The sequence below is a fragment of the Anabaenopsis tanganyikae CS-531 genome (assembly GCF_029891675.1).
In the GTDB taxonomy this organism is placed as follows: Bacteria; Cyanobacteriota; Cyanobacteriia; order Cyanobacteriales; family Nostocaceae; genus Anabaenopsis; species Anabaenopsis arnoldii.
In genome coordinates, this window is record NZ_JANQDF010000061.1 from 1 (window position 1) to 20,413 (window position 20,413).

General features: G+C 44.4%; 14 protein-coding genes, 1 tRNA gene and 1 pseudogene. 9 read left to right on the top strand and 7 right to left on the bottom strand.

What is annotated here, in order from left to right; translation table 11 throughout:
- From NWP22_RS06440 to NWP22_RS06450, 3 genes and pseudogenes are all read right to left on the bottom strand, one after another.
- Positions 1-960 (bottom strand): WD40 domain-containing protein (locus tag NWP22_RS06440; RefSeq protein ID WP_280801643.1); only part of this gene is annotated, 960 nt, incomplete at its 3' end.
- Between the two features lie 448 nt (positions 961-1,408).
- Positions 1,409-1,837, bottom strand: a pseudogene (locus NWP22_RS06445) (DUF29 domain-containing protein).
- A gap of 317 nt (positions 1,838-2,154) precedes the next feature.
- Positions 2,155-2,228: transfer RNA gene (locus NWP22_RS06450), tRNA-Pro, on the bottom strand.
- 128 nt (positions 2,229-2,356) lie between these two features.
- On the opposite strand from NWP22_RS06450, the gene lipA reads away from it, so the two are divergent.
- The 4 genes from lipA (at position 2,357) to NWP22_RS06470 (ending at position 6,686) form a co-directional block, all read left to right on the top strand.
- Complete coding sequence (lipA, locus tag NWP22_RS06455) at positions 2,357-3,259, top strand: lipoyl synthase (RefSeq protein WP_271730525.1); 903 nt, start codon at positions 2,357-2,359, stop codon at positions 3,257-3,259.
- A 12-nt stretch (positions 3,260-3,271) separates the two neighbouring features.
- Complete coding sequence (locus tag NWP22_RS06460) at positions 3,272-4,198, top strand: NAD(P)H-dependent glycerol-3-phosphate dehydrogenase (protein ID WP_271730587.1); 927 nt, start codon at positions 3,272-3,274, stop codon at positions 4,196-4,198.
- 466 nt (positions 4,199-4,664) lie between these two features.
- Positions 4,665-5,912 carry an RNA polymerase sigma factor SigC gene (gene sigC / locus NWP22_RS06465; RefSeq protein ID WP_271730523.1) on the top strand — a complete coding sequence of 416 codons (1,248 nt, stop codon included), beginning with the start codon at positions 4,665-4,667 and terminating at the stop codon, positions 5,910-5,912.
- Between the two features lie 318 nt (positions 5,913-6,230).
- Positions 6,231-6,686 carry a ferric uptake regulation protein gene (locus NWP22_RS06470; RefSeq protein WP_271730521.1) on the top strand — a complete coding sequence of 152 codons (456 nt, stop codon included), beginning with the start codon at positions 6,231-6,233 and terminating at the stop codon, positions 6,684-6,686.
- A 9-nt stretch (positions 6,687-6,695) separates the two neighbouring features.
- On the opposite strand, the gene NWP22_RS06475 is transcribed toward NWP22_RS06470, so the two are convergent.
- Both NWP22_RS06475 and cobN read right to left on the bottom strand, forming a co-directional pair.
- Positions 6,696-7,913 (bottom strand): peptidoglycan-binding domain-containing protein, encoded by a 1,218-nt coding sequence (locus NWP22_RS06475; RefSeq protein WP_271730519.1) that lies wholly within the window; start codon positions 7,911-7,913, stop codon positions 6,696-6,698.
- Positions 7,914-7,928: 15 nt separating this feature from the next.
- Positions 7,929-11,663 (bottom strand): cobaltochelatase subunit CobN, encoded by a 3,735-nt coding sequence (gene cobN / locus NWP22_RS06480; protein WP_280801644.1) that lies wholly within the window; start codon positions 11,661-11,663, stop codon positions 7,929-7,931.
- 191 nt (positions 11,664-11,854) lie between these two features.
- Here cobN and NWP22_RS06485 point away from each other — a divergent pair, with 191 nt between their 5' ends.
- From NWP22_RS06485 to NWP22_RS06505, 5 genes are all read left to right on the top strand, one after another.
- On the top strand, positions 11,855-13,786 hold the full coding sequence (locus NWP22_RS06485) for a GAF domain-containing sensor histidine kinase (RefSeq protein ID WP_271730516.1): 1,932 nt from the start codon (positions 11,855-11,857) through the stop codon (positions 13,784-13,786).
- A gap of 479 nt (positions 13,787-14,265) precedes the next feature.
- Positions 14,266-15,426 (top strand): FAD-dependent oxidoreductase, encoded by a 1,161-nt coding sequence (locus NWP22_RS06490; protein ID WP_271730515.1) that lies wholly within the window; start codon positions 14,266-14,268, stop codon positions 15,424-15,426.
- Between the two features lie 32 nt (positions 15,427-15,458).
- Positions 15,459-16,109 carry a histidine phosphatase family protein gene (locus NWP22_RS06495; RefSeq protein ID WP_271730513.1) on the top strand — a complete coding sequence of 217 codons (651 nt, stop codon included), beginning with the start codon at positions 15,459-15,461 and terminating at the stop codon, positions 16,107-16,109.
- Positions 16,110-16,243: 134 nt separating this feature from the next.
- Positions 16,244-17,260, top strand: a complete 1,017-nt coding sequence (locus NWP22_RS06500) for a glucokinase (protein WP_280801645.1) — start codon at positions 16,244-16,246, stop codon at positions 17,258-17,260.
- A gap of 57 nt (positions 17,261-17,317) precedes the next feature.
- The gene (locus tag NWP22_RS06505; RefSeq protein ID WP_271733647.1) at positions 17,318-18,412 is read left to right on the top strand and encodes a TRAP transporter substrate-binding protein; all 1,095 of its coding nucleotides are present in this window, start codon (positions 17,318-17,320) and stop codon (positions 18,410-18,412) included.
- A gap of 4 nt (positions 18,413-18,416) precedes the next feature.
- On the opposite strand, the gene NWP22_RS06510 is transcribed toward NWP22_RS06505, so the two are convergent.
- Both NWP22_RS06510 and NWP22_RS06515 read right to left on the bottom strand, forming a co-directional pair.
- Entirely contained in the window at positions 18,417-19,754 is a 1,338-nt protein-coding gene (locus NWP22_RS06510) for a TRAP transporter large permease (protein WP_271733637.1), read from the bottom strand.
- Positions 19,751-20,305 (bottom strand): TRAP transporter small permease subunit, encoded by a 555-nt coding sequence (locus NWP22_RS06515; RefSeq protein WP_271733639.1) that lies wholly within the window; start codon positions 20,303-20,305, stop codon positions 19,751-19,753. Before NWP22_RS06515 ends, NWP22_RS06510 begins: the two co-directional genes overlap by 4 nt.
- Between the last annotated feature and the right edge of the window lie 108 nt (positions 20,306-20,413).

The window sequence follows — 20,413 nt, forward strand, 5'->3', positions numbered from 1 at the left end:
ATGTCCGATGAGGGAGGCGATTCGCCGCTGGGTTACCACATCCCACAGTTTGATGGTGTGATCATAACTACTAGAGGCTAAGGTGCGACCATCGGGGCTGAAGGCTACTGAGTTAACCTCATCTGAATGTCCATTGAGGGAGGCGATTTCCCTCCCGGTGGCCACATCCCACAGTTTGATGGTGTGATCATAACTACTAGAGGCTAAGGTGCGACCATCGGGGCTGAAGGCTACTGAACCAAACCCATCTGTGAGGGAGGCGATTTCCCTCCCGGTTACCATGTCCCACAGTGTGATATTATCCCAACTACCAGAAGCTAAGGTGCGACCATCGGGGCTGAAGGCTACTGAAACAAACCCATCTGTGAGGGAGGCGGTTTCCCTCCCGGTGGTCACATCCCACAGTTTGATGGTGTTATCATAACTACTAGAGGCTAAGGTACAACCATCGGGGCTGAAGGCTACTGAACTAACCACATCTGAATGTCCAGTCAGGGTGGCGATTTCCAGCCCGGTGGTCACATCCCACAGTTTGATGGTGTGATCATCGCTGCCGGAGGCTAAGGTGCGACCATCGGGGCTGAAGGCTACTGAGTTAACCGCATCTGTATGTGCAGTGGTATACTGCAACTGCCATGAAGATATTGATTTTCGTGATTTATAAGTTTTTAAAGCCTGAATAATCTCAATTAATTTTCCATACTTAGACACTAGCAGATTATAGGCTGCATCTTTTACATCTGCTGATTCATCTGTGCTTAAAGCTTGGAGAAGTAAATTAACCCCCTCATCGCCATACTGCAGTGCTTGGGATATGGCTTTTACCCTTGTTTTGGGGTCAGGACTACTATAATCCCTCAGCAGACCCTGGATTCTCCCCAACACCGCTACTAATTCGGGAGCATTACCAGTACCAACTAAGACTACATCAAACTGGACTGGTTCTGGGCGCTGATTCATCGTGGATTCTCCAGTGGTGATTAAATTACTCCGGGCAATATTATACAATCAATGAAGCTTCCCCTGTCTGAAGACGCGGGTATTTCTCAAGAGTCCATAAAAGAACTTTTTTAGGTCTACTTAAACCACCTCTACTGATTCGGTTTAAGTCAAACTTAAAGATCATCCTCCCTTTCCTGAGTCTCATATCCCCGACTTCTATTCAGATTCATGGCTACTGCATAAAATGAATGTGAGAGGATGTTTTAAAAGGTATGATTAGTGTATCAAATATTGTTTTACCCCTCCCTCACCTTTCCCTTTATAGGGGAAAGGGGACTGGATTTTATTGTTTCGGTGTGTTCCCTATTCCCTGTTCCCTATTCCCTGTTCCCTGTTCCCTAAGATAAAAATTACCTGTTTAATACTTGACAAGCATCCTCTGAGAAGTCTGGGATATCTCTATAATTTACTGTGGTAAAAATTCAGGGGATAAAATCTCTGTGAGTTTGTAGGGACAGGTTTGGGGAAATGATGATAATCCCGTTTCTCTTTCGGCGCTAATGGTAGCTAGAGGATAAACATCTTCTATGGCTGCAGTGAGATGAGGTTGAAGACTAGGGTTTTTTTCCAGGAGTTTTTCTAAACGCAGCCGTTGCTCTTTAATGGTTAATTGCCAACTGCGAGAGCGTAAGCTGGGCTGAAATTGCCATTTTAAAAGGTGTATAATTAAAATTTATAATCTACTTTCTATTTGTCGTTTTTCTGAGCGTCCTATGTCTTCTATTTCTTCGACAATATTTTGCCAATCGACTTGATCAAGTTGTCCTGTTTTTAACAGGTTTACTTGTTCTTGTGTCCAAGCATAAAAATCATGGTCATGGGTGCTGGAGTTCATAGGTGCTGCTGCATTTCCAGGTTTAGGGCGGCCAGATTCAAGTCATCTACTCGAATTTAGGTGGGGTGAAAGGCGCACTTCGTTTGGGATTTTTCCTAACTGAAGCAATAGAAATCAATATAGGATTTCCTATGCTCGTGAGGTACAATTTTTTTTAGTTTGAGGGAACACACCGAACAGGGAACAGGGAATAGGTGTGTACTTCATGAGCCTGAAAAAGGCTATAAAAGTTATGATTGTAATAGTTTTGAACGCCAATACACCGTGATGACTAGGTAGTTGGTCAACGCGGACAATTAAAATTAAGTTAATGTACATCGGGATGACTGGATTCGAACCAGCGGCCCCTTCGTCCCGAACGAAGTGCGCTACCAAGCTGCGCTACATCCCGCCACGACATACAAGATACGATTATATCATAATAGTACAACTTTGTTGATATATAATCAATATCTTACCCTAACTCATTAAGCTACCGTTTGCTAGGATGAGATTTGTATAACTTCATAAGGGCAGATTGTGACTGTTAAACCAGACTGGTTGCGAGTAAAAGCGCCTCAATGGCAGCGCGTTGGTAACGTTAAAGAAATTTTGCGGGATTTAGCGCTTAACACAGTTTGTGAAGAAGCGTCATGTCCTAATATTGGTGAGTGCTTTCAAGCTGGTACAGCCACATTTTTAATTATGGGTCCGGCTTGTACCCGCGCCTGTCCTTACTGTGATATTGACTTTGAGAAAAAACCCCAACCTCTAGACCCCACAGAACCAGGACGACTAGCAGCAGCTGTGGAGCGGATGAAACTAAATCATGTGGTGATTACTTCGGTCAACCGTGATGATTTACCTGATGGTGGTGCTTCTCAGTTTGTGCTGTGTATTCAAGCGGTGCGGGAACTCTCACCTCAAACTACAATTGAGGTGTTAATTCCTGACTTGTGCGGTAATTGGAAGGCTTTAGAAGTGATTTTACAAGCCTCCCCAGAGGTACTCAACCACAACACAGAAACCGTAGAGCGGTTATATCGCCGGGTACGTCCCCAGGGAAACTACCGACGGAGTTTAGAATTATTGGGGCGATCGCGGCAAATAGCGCCTCAAGTATACACCAAATCTGGGATTATGGTGGGTCTGGGTGAAACTGATGGGGAAGTCCGCCAAGTCATGGCAGATTTACGCAGTGTAGATTGTGACATTTTGACCATTGGGCAATATCTCCAACCCAGTCAAAAACACTTGCAAGTTAATGACTTTATCAGCCCAGAACAATTTGCAGCTTGGCAGGTCTTCGGTGAGGAAATCGGATTTTTACAAGTTGTTTCTTCACCCTTGACAAGAAGCTCATATCATGCAGAGCAAGTCAGAGAACTAATGCAACGCTACCCGCGTCAGGTCGGTACAGAGTCTTTAAGTAATTGTCAATGATTGTTAAAAGTGGTGCAAAAAACTACCATAGGTATACTGGGTGCTGGTGCTTGGGCTATGGCCTTAGCCAACTTAGCCACGGACAACGGCCATGAGGTGCGTATCTGGTCACGTGGGGGAAAAGTAAGTTTATCAGCAGTTTTACAAAATGCTGACATCATCTTGTCGGCTATCTCCATGACAGGGGTGAGTGAAATAGTGTCTCAAATGGAATTCCTCCCCCTGTCAGCCAAAACAATTTTTGTCACAGCTACCAAAGGACTAGATCCCCAAACTACCTGTACCCCCTCGCAAATTTGGCAAGGAGCATTCCCTGACCATCCAGTAGTTGTTTTGTCGGGGCCAAATTTATCGGCGGAAATTCGCCAATCACTACCAGCAGCAACAGTAGTGGCCAGCAAGAACCAGAAAGCGGCTCAATTGGTGCAACAGGTATTTTCTTCTAGTTGTTTCCGGGTATATACCAATCCTGACCCCATCGGTGTGGAACTAGGGGGAACATTAAAAAATATTATGGCGATCGCTGCTGGTGTATGTGATGGCTTGCATCTAGGAACCAACGCCAAAGCCGCCTTAGTCACCCGTGGACTGACGGAAATGGTTCGCATTGGCCAAAATTGGGGTGCAAAGACGGAAACATTTTATGGTTTATCAGGTCTAGGAGATTTGTTAGCGACTTGTAACAGTCCCCTCAGTCGTAATTACCAAGTTGGTTACCAGATGGCTGGGGGTAAAACACTAGTAGAAGTTCTGGCAAATTTACCAGGAACAGCCGAAGGTGTGAATACTTGTCAAGTCTTAATCAAACGAGCCCAGGAGCACAGTATTGCTATCCCCATTACCGAACAAGTTTATGCCTTGCTGCAAGGTGAAGTCACACCGCGACAAGCTTTGGAGGAACTAATGCTACGAGATATTAAGCCAGAGTACAACTGTTAATCCTGCGTAGGATGACAAAGTATTACGAGTAGTGTGAACCTGAATAATCCCTAGAAAAAAAAATCATAAAATCGTCAGGATATTCTTTCACCCCGATGTATATATCACTATAGCGATGGTAAACATATGTTTTACAAGTTACCAACTTGTAAAACAAGTTTTACAAGTTACCAACATCAGCCTGATAGCGTATTGTGGCATCAGCCATATAAATATCCTGTGTTAAAACCCTCACTAAAATATTCCATGTTTATTTAAAGCCTAGATATAGATTTGAATAGCTATTGGTTCAATTGAAACGCTCAACCGATACATCGGTAACAGTGTGAAAAATATCAGTGTGTTTTCTGGCTCAGAAGCTTAACTAAAACCTCTACCAGATTAGTTCATGTTGAATCACGCAATAGCACCAGTTCATTAGTTGCGCCATTATCTATTGTTACCTGGAGCCATTGAGACTAGCCATATGCCAGCAATATCTTTTTATGCAGATGAGGCTTCCTACACTCAGAAGTCTGTCGAGAGTTTGAATACAGAACTGACTATTGATGATGAGTTATCGGCTGATGATATCCAAGAGTTGCAAGTAGCAGCAACAGACCATGCTCACTTGGAAGGGAGTACTAACCGTCGGAGTACAGACCTAGTACGTTTATATCTTCAGGAAATTGGGCGAGTACAGCTTCTGGGGCGGGATCAAGAAGTTTCAGAAGCCCAAAAAGTTCAACGCTACTTGCGGATGCGGACTGTACTAACTAATGCGGCACAGCAAGGGGATCAAGTGATTGTGCCATTTCTCAAGTTAATTGAGGTTCAGGAGCGTCTGACATCTGAACTAGGACACCGCCCATCTTTGGAAAGGTGGGCTAGTAGTGCGGGGATGAATCTATTGGATCTCAAACCTACTTTAGCAAATGGCAAACGCCGCTGGGCAGAAATTGCTGAGTTAACAGTAGAAGAGCTAGAACAAATCAAATCCCAAGGACTCCAAGCTAAGGAACACATGATCAAGGCTAATTTGCGCTTGGTAGTGTCCGTGGCGAAAAAGTATCAAAATCGGGGCTTAGAATTATTGGATTTAGTCCAAGAGGGAACTTTAGGCTTAGAAAGAGCGGTCGAGAAATTTGACCCCACTAAGGGATATCGCTTTAGTACATATGCTTATTGGTGGATTCGTCAGGGAATTACACGGGCGATCGCCACTTATAGCCGCACAATTCGCTTACCTGTTCATATTACAGAAAAGCTGAACAAAATCAAAAAAGCACAACGGAAAATTTCTCAAGAAAAAGGTCGTACAGCCACCTTAGAAGACCTAGCCATTGAGTTAGAAATGACACCAAACCAAGTCAGGGAAGTGTTACTTAAAGTACCACGTTCCGTGTCCATGGAGACGAAGGTAGGCAAAGATAAAGACACCGAATTAGGGGAATTATTGGAAACCGACGGGATTACCCCCGAAGAAATGTTAGTGCGAGAATCTTTACAAAGAGACTTGCATACTCTGTTAGCAGATTTAACTAGCCGTGAACGTGATGTAATACTGATGCGGTTTGGTTTAGCGGATGGTCATCCTTACTCCCTAGCCGAAATTGGCCGCGCTCTGGACTTATCTAGAGAAAGAGTACGTCAAATAGAATCCAAAGCTTTGCAAAAGCTGCGCCAACCGAAACGACGCAACTTTATCCGGGATTATTTAGAGTCCTTAAGTTAGGTTCAAATCTGGAACCGCCTAGGTTCCACAACCAAACAAATCTACCATTGGCTTTCTCCTAGTCATGGCTTAGGGTGGCGGAGGTTCCATAGATTTACCAGGGTTTTTTTTCACTAATTTATTGATATAGCCTTTTTCAGGCTCATGAAGTATACACCAATTCCCTGTTCCGGTGTTCCGGTGTTCCCTCAAACTAAAAAAATTGTACCTCACGAGCATGGGAAATACTATAATATTTAGCAAGAAGAAATATTTATTGCTTAATCCCAGAATTTGTTATATTCTCAACTAATAGGCTTTGTTGAGAAAAGAATTAATATGACTGTTTACACATCTTCTTCGCTCAAGGCAGAACTAAATGATAGAGGTTGGCGTTTAACACCCCAACGGGAGACGATTTTACACATTTTCCAAGAACTTCCCCAAGGTGAACATCTCAGCGCTGAGGATCTTTATCATCGACTGGAGACTGAGGGTCAGGGAATCAGCCTTTCAACAGTCTATCGGACGTTGAAATTGATGGCACGGATGGGGATTTTGCGGGAACTAGAACTGGGAGAAGGACATAAGCATTATGAAATTAACCAACCCTCCCCCCATCATCACCACCATTTAATTTGTGTTAAATGTAACGCGACTATCGAGTTTAAAAACGACTCGATTTTAAAAATAGGTGCAAAAACGGCTCAAAAAGAGGGATTCCACCTGCTAGACTGTCAAATGACAATTCATGCAGTCTGTCCTCAGTGCCAACGGTCTCTGATGCCTTTGTAGCCATAGAGCCTAAAGTTTTCCGCTAGTGAGATTACTTACATTGATGCCGTAAAATGTTTTTGCTTGCTGAAGAGCGCGTTTAGTCTCATCGGACATAACGCCGTTGAGATCACCTCGATAGAAACCCTGTGCTTGTAGTCGCCTTTGAATTTCCAAGACACTGAAATCACCCTGGCGGCCGGTGTTAATTAAGCTATATAACTTAGCTCTAGTAGTCGGTCCAGCAATTCCACTGACAGCTAAGTGATTAGCGGCTTGAAACCTACGCACAGCATCATCAGTCTGGGAACCAAAATACCCGGTTGGTGTTGCGGTTAGATATCCGGCCGCGATCAAATGTTCTTGAAGCAGTCTGACGGCTTGACCCCGATTACCCATTCTGAGATTGTCTGGATTAGCTGTTTGTCTGGGTGTGGGAGGGGTTGTTGTTGCGCCACCAACGCCCACAGGGGGCAATTTTTTGATTGTGGACGGGCCAACAATGCCATCAGCATCTAATTTAGAAGCTGTTTGGAATTGTTTGACAGCTTCTTCAGTAACCGGACCAAAGACCCCGGTGGCTTTACCAGAATAGAAACCTGCAACTCGCAGCCTTTCTTGTAAAACCCTGACATCTTCGCCTTGATCACCTCTGTGGAGCAACTGGGGATGACGGCGTTGAGTGGGAGTTTTCGCAGTTGTAACTTTTTGTGGTTGCGGTGTTGAGGTTTTTACTGTCTCAAACGGTGTACTAGCAGTGGTCAGCGGGGGAATAGATTCTACATGACTGTTGATGGTGGGTACTACGGTGCTGGTAATAGTTGGTGTGGAGGGTTGGGGATTTACTGGTTTTCTCAGCGAGGTTTCTAATTTTTGCCGTGTCTCTACTCCCAGAACCCCATCAACTACTAAACCTTGAGATGATTGAAAACGCCGTACAGCATCTTCTGTGGAAAAATCATAGACTTGTGTGATCTGCTCTCGGTAAAAGCCAGCTTGTTGCAATTGTCTTTGGAGGTTGGCTACCGAAGGACCTTGATCACCTCGTTGTAGTGCGAAAGCACTGCTGATAGAACTAAGAATAGATATAGCCACAGCTAAGGGTAACAAGTGCTTCCAGGCTCCACCAGAAAGGCGTTTCCAGTCGGGGGCAGATGCTTTCTTGAATAAGACACTCAAGGATGCTAATTCACTGGATGCACTGTTTTCATAGGTATTGGCTAAATATAAATATGCAAGATTGTCCATGTGATATCTCCTGATTTATTTTTCTTCGATGGTTGCTTCTGCTTGATGTACGAGATTTCGCAACTTATCTAATGTCTTGCTGTTTACATCCTGCCATAAACCTCGCTGGTGCGCTTCTAATAATTTATCGGCAATATCACGCATTGCCCAAGGATTTTTATCCTGGATAAATTCACAAACTATAGGGTCTAGTAAATATGCTTGTGTCACACCCTCATACATATGGTCTTCGACACATTGGGCTGTGGCATCATAGGCAAATAAATAATCTACCGTCGCCGCCATTTCAAAGGCACCTTTGTAACCATGGCGCATCATTCCGGAAATCCATTTGGGGTTAACTACACGGGAACGATACACCCGGGCAATTTCGGCTTTGAGGGTGCGCACTTTTGGTTGAGCGGGATGAGAATGATCACCAAAGTAGGTTTGCGGGTTGTTTCCTTGTAGCGATCGCACGGCTGCTGTTAAACCGCCTTGAAATTGGTAATAATCATCAGAGTCGAGTAAGTCGTGTTCCCGGTTATCTTGATTGTGTAAAACAATTTGCATTTGTGTTAGGCGTTGCTCAAAGGCTTCTGGTGCCGAAATACCCACTAATTCCCCTTGACTATCGGGGGAACTACCACTGGTGTAAGCGTAGCAACTCCAGTTTATATAAGCACGGGCTAAGTCTTGCTCATCTATCCAGTTTTGTGATGTCATCAGCCCTTGGAGACCGGCACCATAGGCACCGGGTTGAGAACCAAAAACCCGGTATTGCGATCGCACTCTCGCTGATTCCACTGTTAAGCCTTGTTGCATCCAAAACTGAGTATCTTGGCTGACTCGTGCCGCCAGGGGGTTAAAGTCTTGGGGTTCATTGAGTGCGGCCACTGCGATTACAGCTTGCTCGAATAAGTCAATTAAATTGGGGAAAGCATCCCGAAAAAATCCCGAAATCCGCAAGGTAACATCAACACGGGGACGACCCAAAATGCTCAAGGGTAAGATTTCAAAGTCTACTACACGCCGCGCCGCACTGTCCCAAACAGGACGCACTCCCATTAAAGCTAGGGCTTCGGCGATATCATCGCCCCCGGTGCGCATGGTTGCAGTACCCCACAAGGATAAACCCAAGGTTTGGGGATACTCGCCGTTTTCTTGGGTGTAACATTCAATCAGATTTTCAGCGGCTTTTCTCCCCACATCCCAAGCGCTTTCTGTGGGAATGGCGCGAATATCCACAGAATAAAAGTTTCTCCCGGTGGGTAAAACTTCTGGTCTTCCCCGGGTGGGTGCGCCTGAGGGGGCGCTGGGGATATACTTACCATTGAGTCCCTGGAGTAAGTTGGTGATTTCGTCTTTGGTTTGTTCTAAGGCGGGGATGAGTTTAGTTTTAATCCAGTCAAGATGGGGGGATGAGCGGGGGAGAGTATTCAGGAGTTGTTCTACTAATTGGGCGGCGTGTATTTCCAGAACTTCTACTGCGTCGCCGACGGTGCGACAGGTTTTTGGGGTGATGTTGTGTAAAATTTGCTGATCAATTTCTGATAACTGAGTGTGAAAATCCGTGGTTAGGGGGTCAAACTCTAGTCCCCACTCTGTGGCTAGGTGACGGGTGATACCTAGGGAGTAACGGTTAGGGATACGGGCGATCGCCACTATTAAATCTCGCAGTTGTCGCCCTTGGGGACATTGACCGAAAATATGTAAACCGTCGCGAATTTGCGCTTCTTTGAGTTCACACAGATAGCCACCGATGAAGTTTAAAATTACTGATTCAAACTTTAAAATATCGCTTTCTATGGCAATACCTAGCTCTTGGTGGAGATTTTCTTGGATAACTAATTCCCGAATGCGATCGCGAATTGACGGTAAGCGCCCAGGATCTAAACTTTCCGCCTCATAATATTCATCTACCAAGTTTTCTAACTGTTGTAGTGCGCCATAAAGTTCTGCTCTGGTCATGGGGGGAGTGAGGTGGTCTAAAATCACCGCTTGGGCCCGACGTTTAGCTTGAGAACCCTCCCCTGGGTCATTGACAATGAAGGGGTAAAAATGGGGAAGTGGTCCGAAAGCTACTTCGGGATAACAATGACTGGATAAGGCGACACTTTTACCGGGTAACCATTCTAAATTGCCATGTTTCCCCACATGAACCACTGCATCCGCGCTGAAAATTTCCCTCACCCAATAATAAAAGGCTAAATAAGCATGAGTGGGTACTAAATCCGGTGCATGATAATTCAAACTGGGGTCAATATCATAACCCCGTGGTGGTTGAATCCCTACAAATATGTTACCCAGTTGGATTCCTGGAATGGGGAAAGAGTCAGCACATCCCCATCTTTGAGTAATTTCTTGCTGTACAGTTGTGGGTAAACTAGCAAAATACTTTTGATAATCGTCACGGTCAACACTTTGCAGCACAGGGCGAAAATCTCTACCTTCCGGGTCATTAGTTACCCCACTAGTCAGAATGTCGATTAATTCATCTCCATTTCTGGGGGGATTCTCTACCACATAACCCCCATTTTGTAAAGCCTTAATTATTTCTACACAACTGGCTGGTGTGTCCAATCCTACGCCATTAGCTAATCTGCCGTTGCGATTGGGGTAATTTGCCAAAATCAGGGCAATACGGCGCTTTTGGGGAGGCTGGGAGCGCAGGTTTACCCAGTTGGCTGCTAGTTGGGCCACAAACTCAATGCGATCGCTCACTGGTTCATAAACCATCACATCTGTTTCTAAGTCAGGATGGCGCTTTTGTACGGTTTTAAAAGAAACCGCGCGGGTAATAATCCGCCCATCTACCTCTGGTAGCGCCACATTCATGGCTATATCCCGGGGGGAAAGTCCTTGTAATTGTGATTCCCACTGCTCCACTCCACCACCACTGAGGATAACTTGTAAGACTGGGACATTCAATTTTTGCCAAAGGTCTAGCTGGGGTGCTTCTGCTTCCAACCGCGCCAGAGAAAAGCTCGTAGTATTTAGTAGTACTCCTATTTGGTCTGTATCTTTAGGCTGGAAAAACTCACTTAATTCTCCTTGAACATCAGGATCACGCAATGAGGAAACAAACACTGGTACAGGTTGTAAATTACGTTTTGCCAGGGCTGTACACAAGGCATCAATTACTTTAGTATTACCAGATAGATAATGAGCGCGGTAGAAAAGAATGCCCACTTTAGGTATTGCTGATTTCCTAGTCGCCATTCCCCAGTTATATAACCCAACACGGGGAACTCCTTTTGGTGGTGAGGCTTGGAAAGAAGTATGAAGACAGGTATCACAGATAAATTTTAGAGCGTTAACAATATTTTCTACTCCGCCTTCTCGGAAATATTGTAATACTTGATTAATAACACTTAAAGGCAAAGTAGATTGGGAAATTAATTCTGGGTCTAGACCGTCGTCACCAGGCATTACAATCAGAGTTGTACCTTGACGTTGTACAATTTCTTGCACCACTCCTAAACCATATGCCCAATAAGAACGTCCTCCTAACAGACGCAAAATAATCACTTGGGCAGATTCTAAAACTTCCTCAGCATAGGAATCTATAGTTATTTCTTGCTGTAACTGCAACAGACTAGCAACCCTGATGGCTGGGAAGTTTGGTGGTAATTGAGTCACTGCTACTGCTAGGGTTTGAATGTCGGTATCAGCGGCGGTAATGAATACAAAAGGAGCGGGAGATTGTTCGATCAAAACTAACCCTGCGGACTGATTCCATCCCCCCGGTGTGGCGCTGATACGATGCATAATCTTGTATTACCCCCTTAAACTGTTGAATATAACACTGTTTTCGCCCGTGCAAGTTATTACATGACATATTAATAGGATGCCAAGAAGTGCATGAATGCCATCAATAAACAGATTTTTCATATCTGACGCACTCTACAAGAGATTTTACACTGTCTTCCGCCACGTAAATTATTACCAGACCATTAAAAATGCTTAGTTCTCCTGATTTGAGTTTTTCTCGAAACTTGCCTTTAGTTGTATATAATCAGCTGGGGGAATTGTTACAGCAGATGGCTCAAGTCGTCGGAAGTGCTGCACTGGTACTTACTGAGTCTGTATTAGTCAGGATTTCTTTACCCCAAGAGTGGCGCAATCAAAGGTTTACGCTGTTGATTTCTCAGGAGTTTAGCGCCCTTTTGGTGGGAACTTTAGCACCGGGGGATGGGGGGAATTGCGCCGCATACAATAGCAGTTTGACATTTAATTCTGAGGCGATCGCTTTATTTGTCTCCCAGGTACGAGACTTGTTTGAGGGAAATTCTGACACACACCAAAATCTGGAACGCTATCGAGAGCTTGTCAGACCTAATGATGCTCAGACCCAAACTAAATTTACACTGTTGTTATTAGAGTATATCGGCACAGGGTCATCCCAGAAGATTATAGATCCTTTAACCCCTGCTGATAGCCCGGGATGCGTAGCCATTCCTCAAGTTTATACTTGTCAGCCTGTGGAAGATGCCTTAAAAAAACAGATTTTGCAAGAGCGACTGTTAAATCAGGTGACCACCCAGATTCGCAAAAGCTTAGATTTACCAGTGATTATGGCCACGGCGATCGGTATGGTACGGGAATTTCTGGCACTGGATCGATTAGTAATATATAAATTTCAGGGTTTGAGTGTCAAAACTGATAGCTTACATGGCATAACCATAGATGAAAACCTACCCCCAGGAGAGATGGGGGGTTGTATTGTCTATGAGGAGAGGGCTGAAGGTGCGATTTCATCGGTGTTGTCTTATCAAGAAAACGACTGCTGGTCTAAGAACTCCACCTGTTTAGCAAAGTATCGCCAAGGATTTACCTTAGTAATTGACGACGTGGAAAAAACTTATGTCACAGAAGAATGTTTATTGAATTTATTACGAAAATGCCAAGTTAGGGCTAAGTTGGTAGCACCAATTATATTTGAGCAAAATCTGTGGGGTCTATTGATTGCTCATCAATGTCATACCCCACGGGAGTGGAGCGAAAGTGATCAAAGTTTACTCACTTCCATAGCGGAACAATTAGCCATTGCTATTCATCAAGCTGAGTTGATGCAATCTTTACAAAAAGCTACCCGCACCCTTACCCAAGAAAAACAAAGTTTAGAACAACGAGTAATTGAGCGGACAAAAGCCCTACGGGAGGCTTTACTAGCTGCAGAAGCTGCTAGTCGCCTCAGAAGCGAATTTCTGGCTACCATCAGTCACGAATTACTCACGCCTTTAACCTATGTGATTGGGATGTCTTCCACTTTGTTACGTTGGCCTCTCGGAGAACTGAGTCAACGTCAACGAGATTACCTGCAAACCATCCATGACAGTGGAGAACATTTATTAGAGCTAATTAATGACATCCTGGATTTATCCCAAATTGAAGCGGGAAAAACTGTATTAAATATTACGGAATTTTCCCTAACCCATACCGCCAAAAATTCCCTAGAGTCACTATTAGAAAAAGCTGATAACCAACAGGTTAATCTTCAACTGGATTTACAAATCGACCCCCAACGGGATCTGTTTACTGCTGATGTACAGCGAGTAGAACAAATTCTCTGGAATTTATTAACCAATGCGATTAAGTTTACCCCAGGAGGTGGCAGTGTTACCTTGCGGATCTGGGTAGAAGATGATATGGCTGTCTTTCAAATTGAAGACACTGGAATTGGTATTCCTGAAGAACAATTACCAGTGATGTTTGAAAAATTTCAGCAATTAGATACACCCTATCGCCGGCGCTACGAAGGTACAGGACTCGGTTTAGCCTTAACTAAACAACTGGTAGAACTCCATCGCGGTCGAATTGAAGTGGAATCTACTGTAGCCATTGGTTCAATTTTTACGGTATGGATACCAACCCAGCAGCAACGCAATTAATCGGGACTGAAGGTGCGATCGCCTCTAATGCTACCAGGGATTTAACCCAGTTTAGCACCTTAATATAGATGACCGTTGACGGGTGACGGGTCAGGGTTTAAGAGCTACGACAACCGGGAGCCAGGGGTTATAAACCCCTGTCTGATAGCGATAGCGTGGCGTTAGCCATAAGCTAAAGTCGGATAAATCCGAATGGGTGTTAAATATAACATGATAAATAAGGTGAACAATCATCGCTTAGAGTATTATATGTAACCTACCAGTCCACTTTTAGTGGACTTTTGCTATTAGACGGGGAATAAATTCCCCGGTTAATGGCTGTTGATGGTCACACCTCTTCCCAGTCAACCGTCAACTATGATTGTTAACGGTTGACCCACTATGGAAGTCGGGGATATTGTCCAGGTGATCAGAGGTGATCAGAGGCGATCGCAATATCCCCAACCGGGAGTAAAGTCTCAAGATTGGAGTAGGGAAAAATGCCCAAGAAACACTTAGTATTAATTGGTGGTGGTCACAGCCATGCTATCGTTTTGAAAAAGGTTGCCCAACATCCTTTACCAGGAGTTAAGTTAACATTAATTACCCCAGATGTAAATACACCTTACTCCGGTATGTTACCTGGTCATATTGCAGGATTTTATACCTATAAACAGTGTCACATCAACTTAGAAAAATTGACTAACCTTGCTCACGCACAGTTATATATTGATAGAGCGGTGGGACTAGACTTGAAAAACCACACAGTTATTTGTGCTACAGGTCTACCGGTGAACTTTGATATCCTATCTATTGACATTGGCAGCACCCCAGCTACAATATCTGTACCAGGTGCTGCAGAATATGCTATTGCTGCTAAACCAGTACCAAAATTGTTAGAACATTGGTATGGACTATTAGAACGTGTAGCTAAAAACCCTGAGCAACCCGTAAGTATAGCTGTTGTCGGTTGTGGTGCGGGGGGTGTAGAGTTAGTACTATCCATGCAAACTCACCTCCAGAGAATTAGATCACAAAATCAGGGTTTGACAATTCATTTATTTGGGCGTCAGGAGCAACTGTTACCCAATTATCCCCAATCAGTGCAAGGTCAATTGCAGCAGATTGTCACTCAACGGGGGATAAATTTACATCTAGGGGAAACCGTGGCGGAAATTGCACCCCAACACAGCAATGGGGAAACACCAGAAATGTTGCAGGTAAAATGTGTATCGGGGTTATTGGTAGAGTCGCAAAAAGTATTTTGGGTAACCCAAGCATCCGCACCCCCATGGATAAGAACGACAGGACTAGGTACAGATGAGCAAGGATTTATTTTAGTAGGAGATACCTTACAAAGTCAAACTCACCCAGAGGTATTTGCTGCGGGGGATATTGCGACGATGGTAAATCATCCCTGTCCTAAAGCTGGAGTATTTGCGGTACGCCAGGGTAAACCATTGTTTGAGAATTTACAAAGAATATTATCAGGTAAATCTTTGAAAGTCTATAGACCACAGCCAGAATATTTAAGTTTAATCGGGACTGGGGACAAACGAGCGATCGCCACTAGAGGCGCTTTGACTTCATCCCCTCACTGGGTTTTCTGGTGTGGGAAAGACTGGATTGACCGCCGCTTCATGGTACAATTCACGGGCTAGGTGATCTAGGAAACTGGCGATGAAATGGTTTTATGAATCAAATAGTTTGGATAGCCAGACACGCTAACCGTCTGGATTTCGTTCACCCTGAGTGGTTTCTCACAGCAGTCAGACGTTATGACCCGCCTTTGTCTGAAGATGGTATAGTACAAACTCAGCAGTTAGCTCAACGTCTGCAAACAGAAACCATTACTCATATTTTCGCTTCCCCATTTATGCGCACTGTACAAACAGCCAACGCCGTGGCAGAAGTTTTAAATTTAGGGATTAAACTAGAAACAGGTTTGAGTGAGTGGTTAAATCCCCACTGGATGACAGAAGCACCGGAAATACACTCAATTTCTGAGTTAAAGGCACTATTCCCCAGAATAGATTCTGATTATACACCAGTTGTCAGCGCTGAATATCCAGAAACTGAGGTACAAGTACAAGAGCGTTGTGGAAAAACTGCCCAATTGTTGGCTAGTGAATGCTATCCTGAAAATATCTTGCTGGTAGGACATAGTGCATCTGTACAGGGTGCTGCAATGGGGTTAGTAGGGGACATTGCTAAAACAGAAGTCACGGCTTCTTTATGTTCCTTAGTGAAAATCCTGCGCCAGGGACCTGAATGGTTGCTAGAACTAAAAGGAGATACTTCCCACTTGATGGATATAGAGGATTTTCCTTCGTGCATTAGTTGATACGCCCTCTCTTAAAGAGTGTATTTGTTAATGAATGTTAGCAAAAAAGTATCGGAAGTGGTTCGATTTGCTCAAATCCTGAATGAGGATTTTTGACTGCACAGACAAATTAATTAATTCCCATCCTCAATTCTATGACTTTGTTACTAGCAGGAGATATTGGCGGCACTAAAACTATTTTGCGGTTGGTGGAGGCTGTAAATTTACATACCATTGCACAGAAAACTTACCCTAGTGGAGATTTTCCCGATTTAGTCCCCTTAGTCCAGCAGTTCCTCCTTGAGCTTCATACCCCCACACCCCAAAAAGCTTGTTTTGCGATCGCCGGACCAGTGGTAGATAATACAGCCAAGCTGACTAACTTAACTTGGTTTCTCGATACCCCCCGGTTAAAACAAGAATTAGGCATTGATTCTATGTGCTTAATTAACGATTTTGCCGCTGTGGGTTACGGTATTTTCGGATTAAGTAAAAAAGACCTGCTAACCTTGCAAGTTGGGAAACACAAACAAGAAGCACCCATTGCTGTTATTGGTGCTGGTACTGGTTTAGGACAAGGGTTTTTAATTAAACAGGGGAACTATTATCAGGTGTTTCCCTCAGAAGGTGGACACGGGGATTTTGCCCCCCGCAATGAGCTAGAATTTCAGCTGTTGAAATATCTACTGGATAAACATGATATTCAACGGGTGTCTGTAGAAAGGGTGGTTTCCGGACAGGGGATAGTGGCAATTTACCAATTTTTACGCGATCGCCAAGTATACAGCGAATCACCAGAAATTGCGGAAATTGTCAGAACCTGGGAAAGAGAAGCCGGACAGATGGAAAAAAGCGTTGATCCGGGGGCGGCCATCGGCGGCGCAGCAGTCCAAGGGAGCGATCGCCTGTCGGTGGAAGCCCTAAAATTATTTGTGGATATTTACGGCGCTGAAGCGGGTAATCTGTCCCTAAAATTACTCCCCTATGGTGGTTTATATATTGCAGGTGGAATCGCGCCCAAAATTCTCCCCCTCCTGAAAAACGGCAATTTTCTGTTAAACTTCAGCCAAAAAGGGCGGATGCGTTCCATCTTGGAAGATATACCGGTGCATATTATTCTTAACCAAGAAGTAGGGCTAATTGGTGCGGCTTTACGTGCAGCTAGATTGTAAAAAACTGGTAAATTACGGATAACCCACCAATTAGCGCTGATAAATTTACCAAGCATGATTAAACGTCGCCAAATTCTCAACACAGCTGCGATCGCCGCAGGAACTGCGGTAACATTAGCGGCATGTGGTCGTACCGAAACTGCTGCCAACATCCAAACCAGTCAGCCCAATATCAGGTGGCGGATGGCCACCAGCTGGCCGAAATCTCTAGGTATATTTAGCGGTGCAGATACAATTGCCAAGCGAGTCAGAGAAATGACCAACGGACGTTTCACCATTACACCCTTTGCTGCGGGGGAGGTAGTACCGGGGTTACAAGTTATGGACGCGGTGCAAGCGGGAACAGTAGAATGTGGGCATACAGGTAGTTATTATTATACCGGAAAGAACCTAGCTTTAGCCTTTGCTACTACTGTACCCTTCGGCCTCAACGCCCAACAACAGAATTCCTGGCTGTATCATGGGGGGGGACTAGAAGCCATGCAAAAAATTTATAGTGACTTCAACATCATTAACTTTCCCGCTGGTAACACTGGGGCGCAAATGGGGGGATGGTTTAAACGACAAATTAACACTGTGGCTGACTTCCAAGGTTTAAAAATGCGTATTCCCGGAATCGGTGGCCAAGTCATAGCTCGCATGGGTGTAAATGTGCAAGTATTACCAGGAGGCGAAATTTTCTTAGCACTGGATCGGGGCGCAATTGATGCAGCTGAGTGGGTCGGTCCCTACGATGATGAAAAACTGGGTTTACACAAAGCTGCCCAATTTTACTATTATCCTGGTTGGTGGGAACCAGGACCGACATTAGATGTTTTAGTTAACCGTACTGCTTGGAATAAATTACCCCCGGAATACCAAGCCATCCTCAAGACAGCAGCTTATGAAGCCAACGTGAATATGCTCTCTGAGTATGACGCTTTAAATGGCCAAGCATTAACCAGACTGACCGCGGGGGGGACTAAATTAGTTCCCTTCAGTCGGGAAATTATGCAAGCATCTCAAACAGCGTCCTTTGAGTTCCTAGAAGAAAATGCTAGTCAGGACAGCACCTTTAAGGAAGTTTACCAACAGTGGAAAGGGTTCCGTCAGCAAGTTTTTGACTGGAACCGTGTCAATGAATTGAGTTATGCTAATTTCTCAATGAGTTGATCAATTAACTTCCTAAATTCGGTAAAAAACTGACAATCCCCGGAAAAGCAATTATTAACACCAAAACTAGCATTTGCAGCAAAATAAAGGGGATAGCGCCCCGATAAATATCAGATGTGGTGACTTCTGGGGGGGCGACACCACGCAGATAGAACAATGCAAAACCGAAGGGCGGTGTGAGAAAGGAAGTTTGCAGATTTGCGCCTAAAATCACACCGTACCAAATCAAATCAATACCTAACTGTTGAGCTACGGGGACAAATAGGGGGACAACAATAAAAGCAATCTCGAAAAAGTCAATAAAAAAGCCGAGAATAAATACTGTTACCATGCTGACAATCAAAAACCCCGTAGTCCCACCGGGAAGATTAGCTAGGAGATCAAACATAAATTGATCCCCATTCAAACCCCGGAACACTAGACTAAAGGCTGTGGAACCCAATAGGATAAAAATCACCATGGTGGTAATTTTTAAAGTGGCATCGCAAACCTGAGCCACAGATGGTAAATTTAGCTGACCGTTAGCAGCAGCAAGTGCGATCGCACCTAGACAACCTACAGCACCGGCTTCTGTAGGGGTAGCAAAGCCAAAAAAGATACTACCCAATACCAAGAAAATCAGAACTAACGGCGGTAGCATGACCTGAAATATCCGTTTTCCCAAGGCTTTACCACCAATGTTGCGCACCTCCGCCGGTAAAGCTGGGGCTAAATCTGGCTTTAAAAATGCCACAATCAGCACATGTAAAGCAAAAGCACCGGACATCATTAAACCGGGAATCAAGGAACCGATAAATAAATCACCCACAGAAACCCCTAACTGGTCACCCAGCACCACCAACACCACACTAGGGGGGATAATTTGCCCCAGAGTACCCGATGCCGCAATTACACCAGTGGCTAATTCTTTATTATACCCATAACGCAGCATAATGGGTAGGGAAATTAACCCCATAGCCACCACCGTTGCTGCCACCACACCAGTAGTTGCTGCCAACAGCGCCCCCACTAACACCACAGCTAAAGCCAGTCCCCCCCGTAACCGTCCTAATACAATCCCCATAGTTTCTAACAGGTTCTCAGCTATGCCAGATTTTTCCAGCATTGACCCCATAAAGATAAAGTAAGGGATAGCTAACAGGGTATAATTAGCCATGATGCCAAAAATCCGCTGTGGCATGGCAGTTAAAAATATCGGGTCAAATACACCCAGGGCAATTCCCACTATGCCAAATATGATTGATACGCCACCCAGAGAAAAAGCTACGGGATATCCCAGGGATAACAGCACCAAAGCCCCCGCAAACATAGCAGGCCCTAGCCATTCATAATCTAGTGTCATGATTTTCCTCCGGGGATATGGCGATCGCTATCGACTCTACCTTGAAGAATGGCCAAGTTTTTAATTACCTGAGAAATTCCCTGAACAATCAACAATACAAAGGAGACAATAATCATGGTTTTGATGGGGTAGCGGGGTAAACCATCAGGGTCTGGGGATGTTTCCCAAATTTCCCAGGAAGCCAGGATACTACCCCAAGAAAAAAATATCACCATCAGAGAAAATGGAATTAAAAATAACACTGTCCCCAGTAAATCTGCTAGTGCTTTCTGCCGGTGAGTCCAATTGTTGTAAAACACATCCACCCGGACGTGTTCATTATGCTTTAAGGCGTAACCTGCACCCCAGAGGAAAATTAAATCAAAAATATACCATTGGGCTTCTATGTAAGCATTAGAAGTTAAATTAATGCCAATCAACCGCCCTAAGTATCGCCCTAAAACATTCCATGCGCCAAGTATGACCATGACTAGCACCAGTCCACTGGTTAATTTGCCAATGCGCTCGGTACAGATATCAATGATTTTGGCTATCCTTAATAGTTTTTCCAATGATTATCTCACCCTCTTTAAACTTGCTATCCTAGTGACTAATCTTATGATTTTTCACGCACAATAGCATCACGTAACGTAAGCCATAGGCACAAAAAAGACCATCAT

What these genes read in the sequence shown, in the direction of transcription:
- NWP22_RS06470 (WP_271730521.1), top strand. Translation starts at nt 6,231, where the DNA reads ATGACTGTTTACACATCTTCTTCGCTCAAGGCAGAACTAAATGATAGA.
- sigC (WP_271730523.1), top strand. Translation starts at nt 4,665, where the DNA reads ATGCCAGCAATATCTTTTTATGCAGATGAGGCTTCCTACACTCAGAAG.
- NWP22_RS06490 (WP_271730515.1), top strand. Translation starts at nt 14,266, where the DNA reads ATGCCCAAGAAACACTTAGTATTAATTGGTGGTGGTCACAGCCATGCT.
- NWP22_RS06500 (WP_280801645.1), top strand. Translation starts at nt 16,244, where the DNA reads ATGACTTTGTTACTAGCAGGAGATATTGGCGGCACTAAAACTATTTTG.
- NWP22_RS06475 (WP_271730519.1), bottom strand. Translation starts at nt 7,913, where the DNA reads ATGGACAATCTTGCATATTTATATTTAGCCAATACCTATGAAAACAGT.
- NWP22_RS06510 (WP_271733637.1), bottom strand. Translation starts at nt 19,754, where the DNA reads ATGACACTAGATTATGAATGGCTAGGGCCTGCTATGTTTGCGGGGGCT.
- NWP22_RS06495 (WP_271730513.1), top strand. Translation starts at nt 15,459, where the DNA reads ATGAATCAAATAGTTTGGATAGCCAGACACGCTAACCGTCTGGATTTC.
- NWP22_RS06485 (WP_271730516.1), top strand. Translation starts at nt 11,855, where the DNA reads ATGCTTAGTTCTCCTGATTTGAGTTTTTCTCGAAACTTGCCTTTAGTT.
- cobN (WP_280801644.1), bottom strand. Translation starts at nt 11,663, where the DNA reads ATGCATCGTATCAGCGCCACACCGGGGGGATGGAATCAGTCCGCAGGG.